This is a genomic window from Aurantimonas endophytica, assembly GCF_014196845.1.
GTDB lineage: Bacteria > Pseudomonadota > Alphaproteobacteria > Rhizobiales > Rhizobiaceae > Aurantimonas > Aurantimonas endophytica.
Window position 1 is genome coordinate 166,185 of record NZ_JACIEM010000001.1, and the last position, 16,298, is coordinate 182,482.

A 16,298-nucleotide genomic window follows, 5' to 3' on the forward strand; every position below is an offset into this window, starting at 1 on the left:
GTTACTCCGCGGCGACGCGGGTCTCGTCGGCGGTTCGGGCCGCCAGCCATTTCTCTGCCTCGAGGGCTGCCATGCATCCGAGACCCGCAGCGGTGACGGCCTGCCGGTAGACGTCGTCGGCGACGTCACCGGCGGCGAAGACGCCCGGGACCGAGGTCTGGGTCGTGCCGGGTTCGACCCAGAGATAGCCGGAAGGCTTCTGCCGCAGCTGCCCGACGAACAGTTCGACCGCCGGCGCGTGGCCAATTGCGACGAAGACGCCGTCGGTCTTGCGCTCGACGATCTCGCCGGAGATGCGGTTGCGCAGCCGCACGGCCTCGACCGACTTCATCGGCTCCGTCTGCCCAACGATCTCGTCGACCGCGGTATCCCAGATCACTTCGATGTTGGGCGTGGCGAACAGCCGGTTCTGCAGGATGCGTTCGGCGCGGAACTCGTCCCGGCGATGCACCACCGTGACCTTGCTGGCGATGTTCGACAGATAGAGCGCTTCCTCCACGGCGGTGTTGCCGCCGCCGACGACGACGACGTCCTTGCCCCGGTAGAAGAAGCCGTCGCAGGTCGCGCAGGCCGAGACGCCGAAGCCCTGGAAGGTGTTCTCGCTCGGCAGGCCGAGCCATTTGGCCTGCGCACCCGTCGCGATGATCAGCGCGTCGCAGGTGTAGACGGTGCCGGAATCGCCGACCAGCCGGAAGGGGCGGTGATGCAGGTCGGCCGAGACGATCAGGTCGCTCGCCATCTCGGCGCCGACATGCAGGGCCTGCGCCTTCATCTGCTCCATCAGCCAGGGGCCCTGGATCGGATCGGCGAAGCCTGGATAGTTCTCGACGTCGGTGGTGATGGTGAGCTGGCCGCCCTCCTGCAGTCCGGCGACGAGCAGCGGCTTCATCATGGCACGGGCGGCATAGATCGCGGCCGTGTAGCCGGCCGGGCCGGAACCGAGAATCAGTACTTCCGCATGGCGTTCGGTCATGGTGGCCTCGCTCGAATGGCCTCTGGCAGATGGCCCCGCAAACAGGACCGTTCAATAGACGAGGGGGTGCCGGCCTGCAACACGGCAGCCAAAGTGACGGCACCGGAAGTCGGCCCGTCTGCGGTGATTGCCGAGGGGCAGGGGAGGCGCTAGAAGAGCGCCGATCGCGCCGGCAAGAGGTGCGCCTTCGACACGCCGCGGGAGCGATCCATCCTCAGGACTATCGCCCACGTCACCTCGATCTTCGGGCTCGGCCTCGCCGCCGCGATGATGCTGCCGGCCCTCGTCGATCTTGCCGACAACAACGACGACTGGCGGGTCTTCGTCGGTTCCGGCTTCATGGTCGGCATGGTCTGCGTGCTGATCGCCGTCGCCACGCGCGGCGAGCGACCGAAATTCACGCCGCGCCTCGGCTTCCTGCTGGTGACCACGGTCTGGCTGTTCGCGACGGTCGTCGGCTCGCTGCCGATCTATTTCTCCTCGGTCAACGTCACCTATGCCGGGGCGTTCTTCGAAGCCATGTCGGGGCTTACCACCACCGGGTCAACGGTGATCTCGGGCCTCGACGCACTGCCGCCCGGGATCCTGCTGTGGCGTTCGCTGCTGCAGTGGCTGGGCGGCATCGGTATCATCGGCATGGTGCTGCTGATCCTGCCCTCGCTACAGGCCGGCGGGATGGCGCTGTTCCACATGGAAAGCTCCGACAAGTCGGACAAGGTTCTGCCGCGGGTGAACCAGCTGACCGGTGGGCTGATCACCGCCTATGTCACGCTGACCATGCTGTGCGCGGCCGCGTACACCTCGCTGGGTATGAGCTTCTTCGACGCCATCAATCACGCCATGACGACGCTCTCGACCGGCGGCTACTCCACCCATGACGCCTCGATGGGCTATTTCGAGGACAACCGCATCCTGGTTGCCTCCACCCTCTTCATGATCCTCGGCGCGTTGCCCTTCGTCATCTACATCAAGGCCTTCCTGCCGCGGCGCTTCCAGCTCTGGCGCGACCCGCAGATCCTGGTCTTCCTGATGACCTGCCTCGTGCTCAGCTTCTCGATCGCGGTCACCCGCCGGATCGTCAACGAGACGCCCTTCGGCGAGGCGCTGATCTCGTCGGCCTTCAACCTCGTCTCGGTGATCACCACCACCGGCTATGCCTCGGACGACTATACGCTCTGGTCGAACGCGGCGATCGGCCTCTTCTTCCTGGCGACCTTCCTCGGCGGCTGCGCCGGCTCGACCTCTGGCGGCATCAAGGCCAACCGCCTCGTCATCCTGTATCTCGTGGTGCGGGCCAGCTTCCGGCGCCTCGTCCGGCCACACTCCGTCATCCGCCTGAAATACGGCAATGACGACATCTCGACCCAGACGATCCAGACCGTGACGATCTTCTTCTTCCTGTATTTCGGAACGCTGCTGATGGGCACCGTCCTGCTGACGATGATCGGGCTGGACCTCATCACGGCGTTTTCCGGCTGTCTGACGGCGATCTCCAATGTCGGCCCCGGCTTCGGCCAGATCATCGGTCCGGCGGGCAATTTTGCCAGCCTGCCCGATGGTGCATTGTGGGTTCTCTCGGCCGTGATGCTGCTCGGCCGCCTCGAGCTGGTGACGGTCCTCATCCTGCTGTTTCCGTCCGTGTGGATGGACTAGGGCAGGGGGACCAGACATGGCCGATACGCCGCTGCCGGCATTCTTCATCAATCTCGACCGTGCGGTCGAGCGGCGGGCCTTCATGGAACGCCAGGCCCGCCGGCTCGGTTTCGCGCTGGAGCGGATCCGGGCGCTCGAGGCAGCCGACGTCGATGAGGCCACCTACGCAACCATGTCGCGGCGCTGGCAAAGGCCGATCACCCGGATCGAGATCGCGGTACTCCTGTCCCACGCGCAATTATGGGAACGCGCCGCCGCCGGCAGCAACGGCCTCGTCGTGTTCGAGGACGACGCGGTGCTGTCTCCGCGCCTGACCGAATTCCTGCGGTCCGCGGCGCCGACGGAGTGGGACAACGTCAATCTCGAATGGTACGGCCGCCGGAAATACTTCCGGCGCTCGGGAGCGGTTCGGCAGGAAGGCACACGGCTGACCGCCGTGGCGCGGGAGAAGACCGGGACGGCTGCCTACTATGTCAGCCCCGGCGGAGCCCGGAAGCTGCTGGCGGCCCTTGCGACGCAAGCAGCGCCGGCCGACGCGTTCATGTACCAGCATGGGCGACTGCGGATCGCGCAGGTGGAGCCGGCGCTCGCGGTCCAGGCACATATCCTCGCGGGCGAGGGAATCGATCCCGGTATCGCGACGGTGACTCAGATCCACCAGCCGCGCCAGAGACTGACGCTGCAGGAGGGTTCGATCAAATACCGGGCACGGCGGTTCGTCGGCCAACTGGCCCTGATCCGCTATCAGCTCGGGCGCCTCGGGCCGCTGGTCCTGCGCCGGCCCGAGGTCGACCTCGACGAATTCCGGCAGGTTGGCGAGCCGGGGGCGGATCTTCAGTCGCGATCGTCCATCGCCCAGAGCGAGCGGTAGACCGCGCCGATCTGCTCGGCCTCGCGCGCCAGCGGGAACGCCGCCCGCACATGGGCAAGTGCTGCCTGCCCGGTTCGCTGCCGAAGTTCGTCATCGTCGAGATAGGGTGCGATCGCTGCAGCGAGGGCAGCGACATCGCCGGCCGGAACGACCCGTCCCGTCGTGCCGTCCAAGATCATCTCCGCGAACGCACCCGCATCGCTTGCCACAACGGGGGTGCCGCTCGCCATCGCCTCCAGCGGTGTCAGACCGAAACCCTCGTTGCGCGGCGGCGCGACATAGAGGTCGAAGCGGCGGAACCAGGGGGCGACGTCGTCGACCTCGCCGAGGAAGCGGATGCGATCCGCCAGACCGGCTTTCTCGATCCGGTCGCGCAGGCCTGCCTCGAACGCTGAATGTTCGGCCGTGGTGCGACCGGTCATCACGGCGGTCCAGCCCGGCCTTGACGGCAGCAGGGCGACCATCGCGTCGACGAAGACGTCGGTTCCCTTCTGGTGGCGGATGCGTCCCGCGCAGCCGACGATTTGTCGGCCTTCTAGCGCCGCTGGGATACGCCCTGCCGGCTGCGGACCATCGGGGCCGAAGCGGTCGAGGTCGATGCTGTGCAGGATCACGGTGGCAGGCACGTCGAGAAACGCAGCGCTACGTTCGCTGGTGGCGATCACCGCGTCCATCCGCCGGATCAGGAAGCGCGTCCAGGCGGTGTGGCGCCGCTGCGCCGCCGAGGTGAAGAGCAGCCGCAGCTTCATCCGCAAGATGTCGCGAAGGATGACGCCGGCCAGCATCTCGGTATTGCGGCGGGCGTGCCAGATGCGGCGCCGATGCCGCGCCGGCCGTTGCCACAAGGCGAGAAGGGCGCCGTAGCCGAGCCGTGGCACCGAGTTCGGCAGCACGTCCGGCCCCATCGTCGCGATGCCGATGTCGAGAGCCTGCAGCGGCAGGAGCTGGACGATCGTCGAGGTCACGCCCGACAGGCGACGCTTGAAGTTCGGCGCGATGACCTCGACGTCGCGGATGGTCATGGGGTTGTTCTCGTGCCGAAGGAAACGAACCGGTCCGCGCGGTCGCGGGGGCATTGCCCATGACGGAACGCGTGGTCGCATTCCGGGGGAACGTGCCGGCCACGTGTGATCAGGGCAGGGCACAGCACGGGGGAAGGGATAGTTCGTGGCCCTCCGCCCGAGAGTTCAGGCGGAGGGCCACGGAGAAGCAGGCAGGATCAGCCCCAGCGCAGTTCGAGGATCTCGTAGGAGCGTGCGCCGCCCGGTGCGGTGACCTCGACCGTGTCGCCTTCACCCTTGCCGATCAGTGCCCGGGCGATCGGGGACGAGATCGAGATACGGCCATTCTTCACGTCGGCTTCCTGGTCGCCAACGATCTGGTAGGTCTTCTCTTCCTCGGTATCCTCGTCGACGAGCTTCACGATCGCGCCGAACTTGACCCGGTCGCCCGACATCTTGGCGACGTCGATGACCTCGGCGCGCGCCGTCAGGTCCTCCAGCTCGGAGATGCGGCCTTCGTTCAGGCTCTGCGATTCCTTGGCGGCGTGATACTCGGCGTTCTCCGAGAGATCGCCGTGAGCGCGCGCCTCGGAGATCGCCGCGATGATCCGCGGGCGCTCTTCCTGCTGACGCCGACGAAGCTCTTCCTTGAGCGACTCGAAGCCGGCACTCGTCATCGGGACCTTGTCCATCGCCTCCACCTTTCCGACGCCCGGCGGACCGGTCGCCTATCGTTCGTTGCCGGCATGGCCGGAGCACAATAACAAACCGGCCCCGAACGGTACGACCCGTACGGAACCAGCGTGACAACGGACTGCGAAGATATCCGATTCGCCCGTCCGAGCGGCGTTGTTGCAATCAGACGGCTGTAAAGTACGACTGGAGCGGGCGAACTTCAAGATTGCCCTCGCGAAGCGCTGCAATGGCTTCGGCAGCGGCGATCATGCCCGACAGCGTCGTGTAGTAGGGCACCTTGTGGATGAGCGCAGCGCGCCGCAGCGAGCGCGAATCGGACAGGGCCTTGGCGCCCTCGGTCGTGTTCAGCACGAGCTGCACGCGCCGGTTGCGGATCGCGTCCTCGATATGCGGCCGGCCTTCCAGCACCTTGTTGATCTTCTCGGCCGGCACGCCGCTTTCCACCAGGAAGCGCTGCGTCCCGCCGGTCGCGATGATCCGGAAGCCGAGCGAGTGCAACAGGCGGACCGGGGCGAGGACCCGGTCCTTGTCGCTGTCCCGGACCGAGACGAACACCGTGCCGTCGCGGGGCAGTTCGACGCCCGCGCCGAGCTGCGCCTTGGCGAAGGCCAGCGTGTAGTCGTAGTCGAGACCCATGACCTCGCCGGTCGAGCGCATCTCCGGTCCAAGCAGCGTGTCGACATTGGGGAATCGGGCGAAGGGGAAGACTGCCTCCTTGACCGCGATGTGCTTCAGCCCGTGCGGATCCGGCGCACCGCCATAGGCGGCGAAGGCCGCGTCGAGGGTTTCCCCGGCCATGATCCGCGCCGCCACCTTGGCGATCGGCGAGCCGATCGTCTTGGCGACGAAAGGCACCGTGCGCGAGGCGCGGGGATTGACCTCGAGCACGTAGATGTCCTCGCCCTTGATGGCGAACTGCACGTTCATCAGCCCGCCGACCTTGAGCGCCAGCGCCATCTCGCGGGTCTGCCGCGACAGCTCGTCGGTGATCGCCCGCGAAAGCGAGTGCACCGGCAGCGAGCAGGCGCTGTCGCCGGAATGGATGCCGGCTTCCTCGATATGCTCCATGATGCCGGCGACATAGGTCGCCTTGCCATCGCTCAGGCAGTCGACGTCCACCTCGATCGCGTCGGACAGGTAGGAGTCGATCAGCACCGGCGACTTGCCGGAAACGACGACGGCGGTGTGCATGTAGCGCTCGAACTGCGCCTCGTTGCGGACGATCTCCATCGCCCGGCCGCCCAGCACGTAGGAGGGGCGGATGACGACCGGATAGCCGATCCGCTTGACGATCTCGCGCGCCTCCTCGACCGAGCGGGCAATGCCGTTGTTCGGCTGGCGAAGGCCCAGCTCGTTGAGCAGCCGCTGGAAGCGGTCGCGATCCTCCGCGAGGTCGATCGCGTCGGGCGAGGTGCCGAGGATCGGAATGCCGGCGCGCTCCAGCGCTTCGGCGAGCTTCAGCGGCGTCTGGCCGCCGAACTGGACGATGACGCCGACCAGCGTGCCGGCGGTCTGCTCAACGCGCAGGATCTCCAGCACGTCCTCGGCGGTCAGCGGCTCGAAATATAGCCGGTCCGACGTGTCGTAGTCGGTGGAGACCGTCTCCGGATTGCAGTTGATCATGATCGCCTCGTAGCCCGCGTCGTTGAGCGCGAACGCGGCGTGGCAGCAGCAATAGTCGAACTCGATGCCCTGGCCGATACGGTTCGGGCCGCCGCCGAGGATGACGACCTTCCTGGCGCTGCTCACCTCGGCTTCCGAGCGCAGCGCGCCGGCGAAGGGCCGCTCGTAGGTCGAGTACATGTAGGGTGTCGGCGAGGCGAACTCGGCGGCGCAGGTGTCGATCCGCTTGTAGACGGGATGGATGTCGAGGCGCTCGCGCAGCGCCGATACCGCGGATTCCTCGGTACCGGCGAGCTTCGCCAGGCGTGCGTCGGAGAAGCCGGCCGACTTCAGGAAACGAAGATTGTCGGGATCCTGCGGCAGGCCGTGCTCGCGCACGCGCTCCTCGAGGTCGATGATCGCCTTGATGCGGGCGATGAACCACGGGTCGATCTTGCAGGACTGGTGGACCTGCTCCGGGCTGGTGCCCATGCGCAGCGCCTGGGCGACCATCAGCAGCCGGTCCGGCGTCGGCGTGCCGAGTGCGGCGCGGATGGCGTTCTTGTCGTCGCCCTCGCCGATGCCGGGGATCTCGATCTCGTCGAGCCCGTCGAGGCCGGTCTCGAGGCCGCGCAGCGCCTTCTGCAGCGACTCCTCGAAGGTCCGGCCGATGGCCATGACCTCGCCGACGGATTTCATCGCGGTGGTCAGGATCGGCTCGGCGCCGGGGAACTTCTCGAAGGCGAAGCGCGGGATCTTGGTGACGACGTAGTCGATCGACGGCTCGAATGAAGCCGGCGTCGCCCCGCCGGTGATGTCGTTGTCGAGCTCGTCCAGCGTGTAGCCGACAGCAAGCTTGGCGGCGACGCGGGCGATCGGGAAGCCCGTCGCCTTCGACGCCAGCGCCGAGGAGCGCGACACGCGCGGGTTCATCTCGATGACGACGAGCCGCCCGTCCTCGGGATTGACGGCGAACTGCACGTTGGATCCGCCGGTCTCCACCCCGATCTCGCGCAAGACCGCGATCGAGGCGTTGCGCATGATCTGGTATTCCTTGTCGGTCAGCGTCAGCGCCGGCGCGACGGTGATCGAATCGCCGGTGTGCACGCCCATCGGATCGACGTTCTCGATCGAGCAGACGATGATGCAGTTGTCCGCCTTGTCGCGGACGACCTCCATTTCGTACTCCTTCCAGCCGAGCACGCTTTCCTCGATCAGCACCTCGGTCGTCGGGGAGGCGTCGAGGCCGGTTTCGACGATCTCGAAGAACTCGGAGCGGTTGTAGGCGATGCCGCCGCCGGTGCCGCCGAGCGTGAAGGACGGCCGAATGATCGCCGGCAGGCCGACCTCGTCCAGCGCTTCGGCGGCCGAGCCGAGGGCGCGCGTCATGTAGCGCTGCTTGCGGTCGGCCTCGCCCATCAGCCAGTCGTGCTCCAGAGCGGCAAGCCTGGTCTCGCGTTCCGCGTCGTCGGCGGTTTCTGCGATGATCTCCGCCTTGCGCTCGTCGTGGACGCGCCGGTCGGCCGCCTTGGCTTCGGTGGCATTCGCCAGCATCGATTTCGGCGTCGCGAGCCCGATCTTGGCCATCGCCTCGCGGAACAAGGCGCGGTCCTCGGCCTTGTCGATCGCGTCGGCGTCGGCGCCGATCATCTCGACCCCGTATTTCTCCAGGACGCCCATCCGGCGCAGCGACAGGGCGGTGTTCAGCGCCGTCTGTCCGCCCATGGTCGGCAGGATCGCGTCGGGCCGCTCCTTGGCGATGATCTTGGCGACGATCTCCGGGGTGATCGGCTCGATATAGGTGGCGTCGGCAAGATCGGGATCGGTCATGATCGTCGCCGGGTTCGAATTGACCAGGACGATCCGGTAGCCCTCTTCCTTCAGCGCCTTGCAAGCCTGCGTCCCCGAGTAGTCGAACTCGCAGGCCTGGCCGATGATGATCGGGCCGGCACCGATGATGAGGATCGTCTTGAGGTCGGTGCGTTTCGGCATGGGAGGGCTAAATCCGCTGTTGTTGCGTGCCGAAAACCCGGAACCCGCGCAAAGCGCGGCCGGCGGCAGATCGTTCCTGAGAGGCTGAGGCCGCCTTATAGGGAAGAGGAAGCCAATCCGGAAGGGCGGAATTCGCGAAATCAGCGAGTTGGGCCGAAAGACGGTTGCTGCGCCGCCGTGCCGTGCCGACGAGGGTCTCTCGGCCCGCTGCACTGCCCGTCAAAAACGACCTGGAAGATTGGGAGTTTGTTGACTCCCTTCGCAGCTTCACCTTCCGCGGATGCCCGAACGGCAGCCGGGATTCACCCGGTCGAAACCGCTTTCGCTGACAGATATAGCCGGACTTCACGCGATCCGACGCAGGACGCGACAGGGAGGCATGACCGGTGGACGCCAGAGCGCCGCAGACCGAACGACCGATCTTCGTCGACCTCGACGGCACGCTCATCCGTAGCGATTTGTTGTGGGAGACGCTGTTCCTCGTCGCACGCCAGGAGCCGGCGCTCCTGTGGCGCGTGCCGGGCTGGATGGCCGAAGGCAAGTCGAGGCTGAAGGCGGAGCTGGCGCGCGGCTGCGAGATGGACGCCGCCTTGCTGCCCTATCGCGAGGAGGTGGTCGAGCTGCTCCGCCGCGAGAAGGCGGCGGGCCGGACCATCATCCTCGCTACCGGCGCCAACGAGAAGCTCGCCCACGCCGTCGCCGACCATCTCGGCCTGTTCGATGCGGTGATGGCTTCCTCGGACACGGTCAACCTGACTTCGGCCCGCAAGCTCGACCGGATCCTCGCCGAACATGGTGAGCATGATTTCGATTATGTCGGCAATTCCCACGAGGACATCTGCCTCCTCGAGAAGGCCGCGACGGCGACGGTCGTGGCGCCGGACAGGACGGCCCATCTCTGGCAGGCGCGAACCGGGTCGGCCCGGATCGACGCCGAAGCCGGGGCGGTCCGGGCGGTCATCAAGGCGATGCGGCCACATCAGTGGCTGAAGAACATCCTGGTCTTCGTGCCGATCGCGCTGACGCACGAGTTCCTCGATCTGCAGATGCTGCTCGCAGGGCTCCTCGCCTTCATCAGTTTTTCCGCCGCCGCCTCGGCCGTCTACATCTTCAACGACCTGCTCGACCTGACGGCCGACCGCCGGCACAAGACGAAGCGCCGGCGGCCCTTCGCCAGCGGCGCCATCGCCATTCCAACGGGGTTGAAGCTGGCCTGCGGCCTGCTTGCGATCTCCCTCGGCATTGCCGCCATCCTGCCGGTCGAGTTCGCGGTCGTGCTGGCCGCCTACATGGTCACCACCACGGCCTATTCGTTCTTTCTCAAGCGCATGCTCCTGATCGACGTCCTGACGTTGGCCGGCCTCTACACGACGCGGATCATCGCCGGCTCGGAGGCTGCGGGCGCCGAGTCCTCGTTCTGGCTGCTGGCCTTCTCCGTGTTCTTCTTCCTGTCGCTGGCGCTGGTGAAGCGCTTCACCGAATTGCAGGACTTCGGCGTCGGCGCGCACCGCTCGAAAACCGGCCGCGGCTATGTCGACGCCGATCTGGAGACCCTGTCGCAGGCGGGCATGTCGTCCGGCTTCGCAGCGGTCCTCGTCCTGGCGCTCTACATCGACAGTCCCGCCATCCGCGAACATTTCGCCGAGCCGTACCTCGTCTGGCCGCTCTGCCCGCTCGTCCTCTACATCATCGTGCGGATCTGGATCCTCGCGCGGCGCAACGAGATGCATGAGGATCCGGTGGTGTTCATCATGCAGGATTGGCGCAGCCAGATGATGATCGGCCTTGGCGCCACCCTCTTCCTGCTCGGCGCCTATGTCTGACGCCACCTATCCGAGCTGGGGACGTCTGAAGCCGGTACACCGGGCAGCGGTCTGCGTTGAAGATCTCGGCGCGCTGGCGGGCAGGCGCGGCGATGGCAGCCTGCTCCCCTACGGCAACGGCCGCTCCTACGGCGATTCCTGCCATAACGACGCCGGCACGTTGATCGACAGCCGCGGGCAAGCCCGGATCCATGATTTCGATCCGGTCGGGGGAACGCTGACGGCAGATGCCGGAATCCTGCTTTCGCAAATCACCCACCACGTCGCGGCGGCCGGCTGGTTCCTGCCGGTGACCCCCGGCACGCAGTTCATCACCCTCGGCGGCGCCATCGCCAACGACATCCACGGCAAGAACCATCACCGGCGCGGCACCTTCGGCAACTGGGTCGAGAGCTTCGAGCTCGAACGATCCGACCGAGGCCTCCTGAGCTGCAGCCGGGACATAGAGCCGGAGCTCTTCGCCGCGACCATCGCCGGCATGGGCCTCACCGGCCTCATCCGGCAGGCGACGATCCGCCTGCTCAAGGTGCCGTCGCTGTCGATCGACGAGACGACGACCCGCTTCGGTAGTCTCGACGAATATTTCGATCTCGCGGAAGCCGCCGACCTCCGGCACGAATACGCCGTCGCCTGGATCGACTCGCTCGTCACCGGGGCTTCGCTCGGCCGCGGCCATCTCATCACCGGCGATCACGCGGCCGAGGGCGACCGCTCGGGCGTCGCGGCGCGACCTCTCATCACCATCCCCTTCACGCCGCCCGTCAGTCCGCTGCGGGGGCTCGGCCTCTCGGCGTTCAACGGCGGATATTTCCGCCGCTCCCCGGACGGTTCGCGCCAGCGCGTCGTTCGCTTCGACAGCTTCTTCTATCCGCTCGACCGGATCGGCCGCTGGAACCGCCTCTACGGCCCGCACGGGCTGCACCAGCATCAGAGCGTTGTGCCGCTCGCTGCTGGTCCCGATGCCGTGCGCGCGCTGATCACGTGCGCCCAGCGGGCGGGGCAGGGGTCGTTCCTTACCGTTCTCAAGCGGTTCGGCGCCGTGGCCAGTCCGGGCCTCACCAGCTTTCCCCGCGAGGGCTACACGCTGACGCTCGATTTCCCAGATCGTGGCGAACGGACGCTGAAGCTTCTGGCCGAACTCGACAGCATCGCGATCGGGGCGGGTGGAGCGGTCAATCCCTACAAGGATGCACGGATGTCGCCCGCAACGTTCGCGGCCGGGTTCCCGCGCTGGGCTGAACTGGAAGCGCTCCGTGACCCGGTCTTCTGCTCCGATTTCTGGCGCCGCACCGCCCTTCGGCTGGCACCAGCCTCGGCTGCCGGAGATAAAGTTCTAGCGGAAACAAAAATCCAAAATTTACCCTTCCGCGCAGTGGCTGTAGTCGGCGGCGCAAGTACTCCGACGTATTAACCTTCCGAAAGGCTCAGTGCGGTAATTTCCGCATGTCGCGGCAGGCCATGTCATTGCTTGTCCCAACCAGGTTCCTGACGATGCTGAAGTTTCTGCCGTTCATTCTGTTTACGGTGCTGACCAACGCCGCAGCGCAGCTGATGCTGAAATACGGCATGATGCAGCTAGGGCCGCTGTCGTTCGCCGGCGTCAACCCGCTGTTCAAGATCCTGCAGATCGTCTTCAGCCCCTGGGTCTTCATGGGGCTGAGCGTCTTCGTGATCTCGATGGCCTCGCATCTCTACGTCCTGTCGAAGGTCGAGCTGTCCTACGCCTATCCGTTCCTTTCGCTGGCTTACGTGGCGGTGGCGGTGTTCGCCTATTTCGTCTTCCGCGAGGACCTCAATGCCATGCGCATTGCCGGCATCGCGCTGATCTGCGTCGGCACCGTGTTCATCGCCCAGGGCGGCTCGCCCATCCACGGCGAGGACGAGATCGCCGCCCTTCCTGCCGATTCCACCCGTGAGGTCTCACGATGAAGCATATCCTGTTCGGCGGCGACGGTTTCGTCGGCCGCCACCTTGCCCAGAAGCTGGTCGCCGACGGCGAGGAAGTGGTCGTCGCCGACATCCATCGCAGCGACCTGCCGCACTACCGCCGCTCGCGCTTCATCGAAGCCGACGTGACCGTTCCGGCGGCGGTGCGCGCCGTGCCGATCCAGCCGGGCGACATGGTCTACAACCTTTCGGCCAAGATGCTCTCGCCGATCCAGGTCCGTGCCAAGCGTCACGACTTCTTCTATCCGGTGAACTATCACGGCACGAAGCACATCATCGAGGCGATGGACGCGGCGGGGGCGAAGGACCTCGTCCACTTCACCACCGACATGATCTACGGCCATACCGTGATCTATCCGATGACCGAGGAGCACCCGGTCTCGCCGCTCGGCGAATACGGGCAGTCGAAGCTCGACACCGAACATCTCGCCGCCGAGTGGCGCGAGCGGGGCATGAACATCTCGCTGTTCCGCCCGCGCCTGATCATCGGACCGGGTCGGCTCGGCATCCTGGAAAAGCTGTTCAAGCTCATCGACGGCAACCTGCCGGTGCCGATGATCGGGTCGGGCAAGAACCCCTACCAGTTCATCTCGGTCTTCGACTGCGCCGAGGCGGCCCGGCTTGCCTGGAAGGCGGGCGTTCCGAACGAGGCCTACAATCTCGGCTCGCTCAACCCGCCACCGGTCAGGAAGCTGCTCGGCGACCTCATCAGACATGCGGGTTCGAAGTCGCTGCTCGTGCCGACGCCAGGCTGGGCGGTCAAGCGGACGCTCGACCTGCTCGACCGGCTCAACATGCCGCTGATGGATCCCGAGCAGTACCTGATCGCCGACGAGATGTGCGTGCTGGACGTCTCGAAGGGCGAGCGCCAGCTCGGCTGGGTCCCGCAGTATCGCGACGAGGACATGCTGATCGCCGCCTACACGGAATACCGCGCCAAGCGCGAAGGCCGGCAGGACGACGCCGAAGCCTCCATCCAACCCGCCGAATAAGGAGCGCCGCCATGCTCGACCGTCCCGTAGTGACCGCTCCCCCGCTCGACGCCCCGCTGCGCCGCGGGCCGGCCAAGCCGAACCTGTTGTCGGTCGAGGAGGCCAAGTCCCTCGACGTGCAGTCGATGGCGGATCTGTTCAAGGACCACATCAACCCCGGCCAGTTCCACTTCATGAAGCTGCTCGGCTTCCACAAGGTGAAGGTCGAGAGCGCCGAGGGCATGTTCTACACCGACCAGAACGGCCGGAAAATCCTCGATTTCTTCGGCGGCTTCGGCTCGCTCGCCTTCGGTCACAACCACCCGCGGATCATCGAGGCGCGCCGGCGCTTCCAGGACGAGAAGCGGCACGAGATCGCCATCGCCTTCCTGTCGCAATACGCCTCGGCGCTGGCGAAGAACCTCGCCGCGGTCAGCCCCGGCAGCCTCGACATGGTCTTCCTCGGCTCGTCCGGCTCGGAAGCCATGGAAGCCGCCGTCAAGGTCGCCGAGCGCGCCTCGGGCCGGAAGAACTGCAAGATCGTCCACGCCGAGAACTCGTTCCACGGCAAGACCAAGGGCGTCCTGTCGATCACCGACTCGACGCTCTACCAGGGCGAGTTCAAGCTGGTCGAGAACCGCTACAAGGTGCCGTTCGGCGACCTCAAGGCGCTGACCGCCTGCGTCGAGAGCGATCCCGACATCGGCGTCGTCGTGCTGGAGACGGTGCAGGGCGGCGGCGGCATCGTCCAGGCCTCGACCTATTACTGGCAGGGCGTGCGCGCCCTCTGCGACAAGCACAAGGTGATGTGGGTCGCCGACGAGGTGCAGTGCGGTTACGGCCGCACCGGCCGCTTCTACGCCTTCGAGCATCATGGCGTCGTGCCGGATGTTACAGCGCTCGCCAAGTCGCTCGGCGCCGGCAAGGCGGCGGTCGGTGCGATGATCGCCCGCCGCGAGGTCTACATGAAGGCCTACGGCACGCCGAAGACGGCGATGATCCACGCCCAGGCGACCTTCGGCGGCATCGGCGAGGCCTGCGTCACCGCGATCGAGGGACTGAACGTCCTCTATGACGAGGACCTGATCGGCAATGCCGAGGAGGTCGGCGCCTATCTCCTCGAACGCCTGGAGGCGATCCGGCAGAAATACCCGACGATCATCAAGGAAGTGCGCGGCCAGGGCCTGATGGTCGGGCTGGAGTTCCAGGACTTCTCGCGCACCCTGCCGCTGGCGCTGCGCCCGATGGTGGCGATCCTCGACGACAAACTGAAAGGCTCGCTGTCGGGCTTCATCGGGGCGCTGCTGCTGCGCGACTATGACGTGCTGGTCGCCTTCACCGAATACAACCGCAACGTCATCCGCCTCGAGCCGCCGCTGATCTGCGGCGAGGAGCATGTCGACCAGTTCTGCGACGCCCTGGACGACCTCCTGTCGCGCGGCATCGTGTCGATCGTGAAGGACTTCGTGAAGTCGCAGATGGGCTGAGCGCGACGCCTCGCGCCCGGCCGAAGCCTGCCCGATATCAACCTGACGCGGGGAAGCCCGGCATGAGCATTGCAACCGACTTCCACCGCCCGATCGACTCCGGCCCGATGCGCGAGCTCGGCCGCCGCGTCGCCGGCTTCATGACCGCACGGGTCTTCTCGACACTGGCGGTCGCCGCCTTCGCACTCTTCGTCCTCCTGTCGTCGCTGTTCGGGCTGATCAAGCCGGAACACAACTGGGACATGGCGCCCTACATCGCGGCCTCGCTGGAGGACCGTTACGAGGGTCCGCAGGCGCTGCATACGGCCGCCTGGGAGGCGACGCGCTACGGCATCTCTGACTTCCAGTGGTACGAGATCACCCGCGGCAACACCTACATCGTCGACCAGTTCGCCAATCCCGACCACTTCGTTTCGCAGCTGTCGATGTACCGGGTGAAGCTCGGCTATATCCTCGCGCTGCGCTATCTCGATCGTCTGGTCGAACCGGTGACCGCGACGGCCATCGTTGCCAGCCTGTCGACGCTGGTGGTCGGGCTCGTCCTGCTGGCCTGGGCAGTCCGGCACGGGTTCTCGCAATCGCTGCTGCTCGCCGCGCCCGTGCTGCTGCTCGCCGGCTATTTCGACATGGCGATGCTGGCGACGCCCGACATGATGATGGCGGCGTTCGGCATTCCGGGCATCTATCTTGCTGCCAAGGGCCGCTACTGGCTGTCGGTGCCGTTCCTGCTCGCCATGTTCCTGGTGCGCCCGGACGGAATCATCTTCCTCTTCGCCCTGCTGCTGGCGGCGCTCGCCTTCGGCCAGGGGCGGCTGCCGATGCTGCTCGCCTTCCTCGCCGCGGTACTGATGTATGGGCCGATCGCCGAGGCGGCCGGGCATCCCGGCTGGTGGCCGCATTACTACTTCTCGAACATCGCGCTGCAGAACGACATGCGCGGCTTCGAGCCGGCCTTCAGCATCGGCGCCTATCTGCACGGCATCGTGCGGGGCATCAATGTCGGGCTGCGCTTCAACAACTGGCCGATGATCATGGCGGTGCTGCTGCTCGGCTGGCTGCTGCTCGCCGCCCGCGGCCGGGGGGCAGACCGGAATGCCACGATGGTGCTCACCGCCATCGTCCTCTGCTTCATCGGCAAGTATGTGACCTTCCCGCTGCCGGACGACCGCGTCTACTTCATCTTCGTCGCGCCCTTCCTGATGATCCTGCTCGAAGCCTGGAAGCCGGATTTCGCCACCGCCACCGCCGCCTTCACCCCGTCCGCTCGCCGGCCCAACTGAGA

At 66.3% G+C, this 16,298-nt stretch carries 12 protein-coding genes; 8 read left to right on the forward strand and 4 right to left on the reverse strand.

Going from position 1 to position 16,298, the window contains the following annotated elements; all coding sequences use genetic code 11:
- Position 1 precedes the first annotated feature (1 nt).
- Positions 2–973, reverse strand: a complete 972-nt coding sequence (gene trxB / locus GGR03_RS00850; RefSeq protein WP_183205461.1) for a thioredoxin-disulfide reductase — start codon at positions 971–973, stop codon at positions 2–4.
- Positions 974–1,240: 267 nt separating this feature from the next.
- Between trxB and GGR03_RS00855 the strand changes: the two genes are divergently transcribed.
- Both GGR03_RS00855 and GGR03_RS00860 read left to right on the forward strand, forming a co-directional pair.
- On the forward strand, positions 1,241–2,626 hold the full coding sequence (locus GGR03_RS00855) for a TrkH family potassium uptake protein (protein WP_183205462.1): 1,386 nt from the start codon (positions 1,241–1,243) through the stop codon (positions 2,624–2,626).
- 16 nt (positions 2,627–2,642) lie between these two features.
- The gene (locus GGR03_RS00860; protein WP_183205463.1) at positions 2,643–3,497 is read left to right on the forward strand and encodes a glycosyltransferase family 25 protein; all 855 of its coding nucleotides are present in this window, start codon (positions 2,643–2,645) and stop codon (positions 3,495–3,497) included.
- Here GGR03_RS00860 and GGR03_RS00865 read toward each other — a convergent pair.
- The 3 genes from GGR03_RS00865 to carB form a co-directional block, all read right to left on the reverse strand.
- Positions 3,461–4,519, reverse strand: coding sequence for a glycosyltransferase family 4 protein (locus tag GGR03_RS00865; RefSeq protein ID WP_183205464.1), 1,059 nt, complete (start codon positions 4,517–4,519; stop codon positions 3,461–3,463). The two genes, GGR03_RS00860 and GGR03_RS00865, sit on opposite strands and share 37 nt — an antisense overlap.
- A gap of 197 nt (positions 4,520–4,716) precedes the next feature.
- Positions 4,717–5,190, reverse strand: coding sequence for a transcription elongation factor GreA (greA, locus tag GGR03_RS00870; protein ID WP_163043778.1), 474 nt, complete (start codon positions 5,188–5,190; stop codon positions 4,717–4,719).
- Positions 5,191–5,356: 166 nt separating this feature from the next.
- On the reverse strand, positions 5,357–8,788 hold the full coding sequence (carB, locus tag GGR03_RS00875; RefSeq protein WP_183205469.1) for a carbamoyl-phosphate synthase large subunit: 3,432 nt from the start codon (positions 8,786–8,788) through the stop codon (positions 5,357–5,359).
- 386 nt (positions 8,789–9,174) lie between these two features.
- On the opposite strand from carB, the gene GGR03_RS00880 reads away from it, so the two are divergent.
- From GGR03_RS00880 to GGR03_RS00905, 6 genes are all read left to right on the forward strand, one after another.
- On the forward strand, positions 9,175–10,611 hold the full coding sequence (locus GGR03_RS00880) for a UbiA family prenyltransferase (protein WP_183205471.1): 1,437 nt from the start codon (positions 9,175–9,177) through the stop codon (positions 10,609–10,611).
- Positions 10,604–12,022, forward strand: coding sequence for an FAD-binding oxidoreductase (locus tag GGR03_RS00885; protein ID WP_183205474.1), 1,419 nt, complete (start codon positions 10,604–10,606; stop codon positions 12,020–12,022). Before GGR03_RS00880 ends, GGR03_RS00885 begins: the two co-directional genes overlap by 8 nt.
- A gap of 83 nt (positions 12,023–12,105) precedes the next feature.
- Entirely contained in the window at positions 12,106–12,540 is a 435-nt protein-coding gene (locus tag GGR03_RS00890; protein WP_183206961.1) for an EamA family transporter, read from the forward strand.
- On the forward strand, positions 12,537–13,550 hold the full coding sequence (locus tag GGR03_RS00895) for an NAD-dependent epimerase/dehydratase family protein (protein ID WP_183205476.1): 1,014 nt from the start codon (positions 12,537–12,539) through the stop codon (positions 13,548–13,550). Before GGR03_RS00890 ends, GGR03_RS00895 begins: the two co-directional genes overlap by 4 nt.
- Before the next feature lie 11 nt (positions 13,551–13,561).
- Positions 13,562–15,016 (forward strand): aspartate aminotransferase family protein, encoded by a 1,455-nt coding sequence (locus GGR03_RS00900; protein WP_183205478.1) that lies wholly within the window; start codon positions 13,562–13,564, stop codon positions 15,014–15,016.
- A 62-nt stretch (positions 15,017–15,078) separates the two neighbouring features.
- Positions 15,079–16,296 (forward strand): hypothetical protein, encoded by a 1,218-nt coding sequence (locus GGR03_RS00905; protein WP_183205480.1) that lies wholly within the window; start codon positions 15,079–15,081, stop codon positions 16,294–16,296.
- Positions 16,297–16,298: the final 2 nt, after the last annotated feature.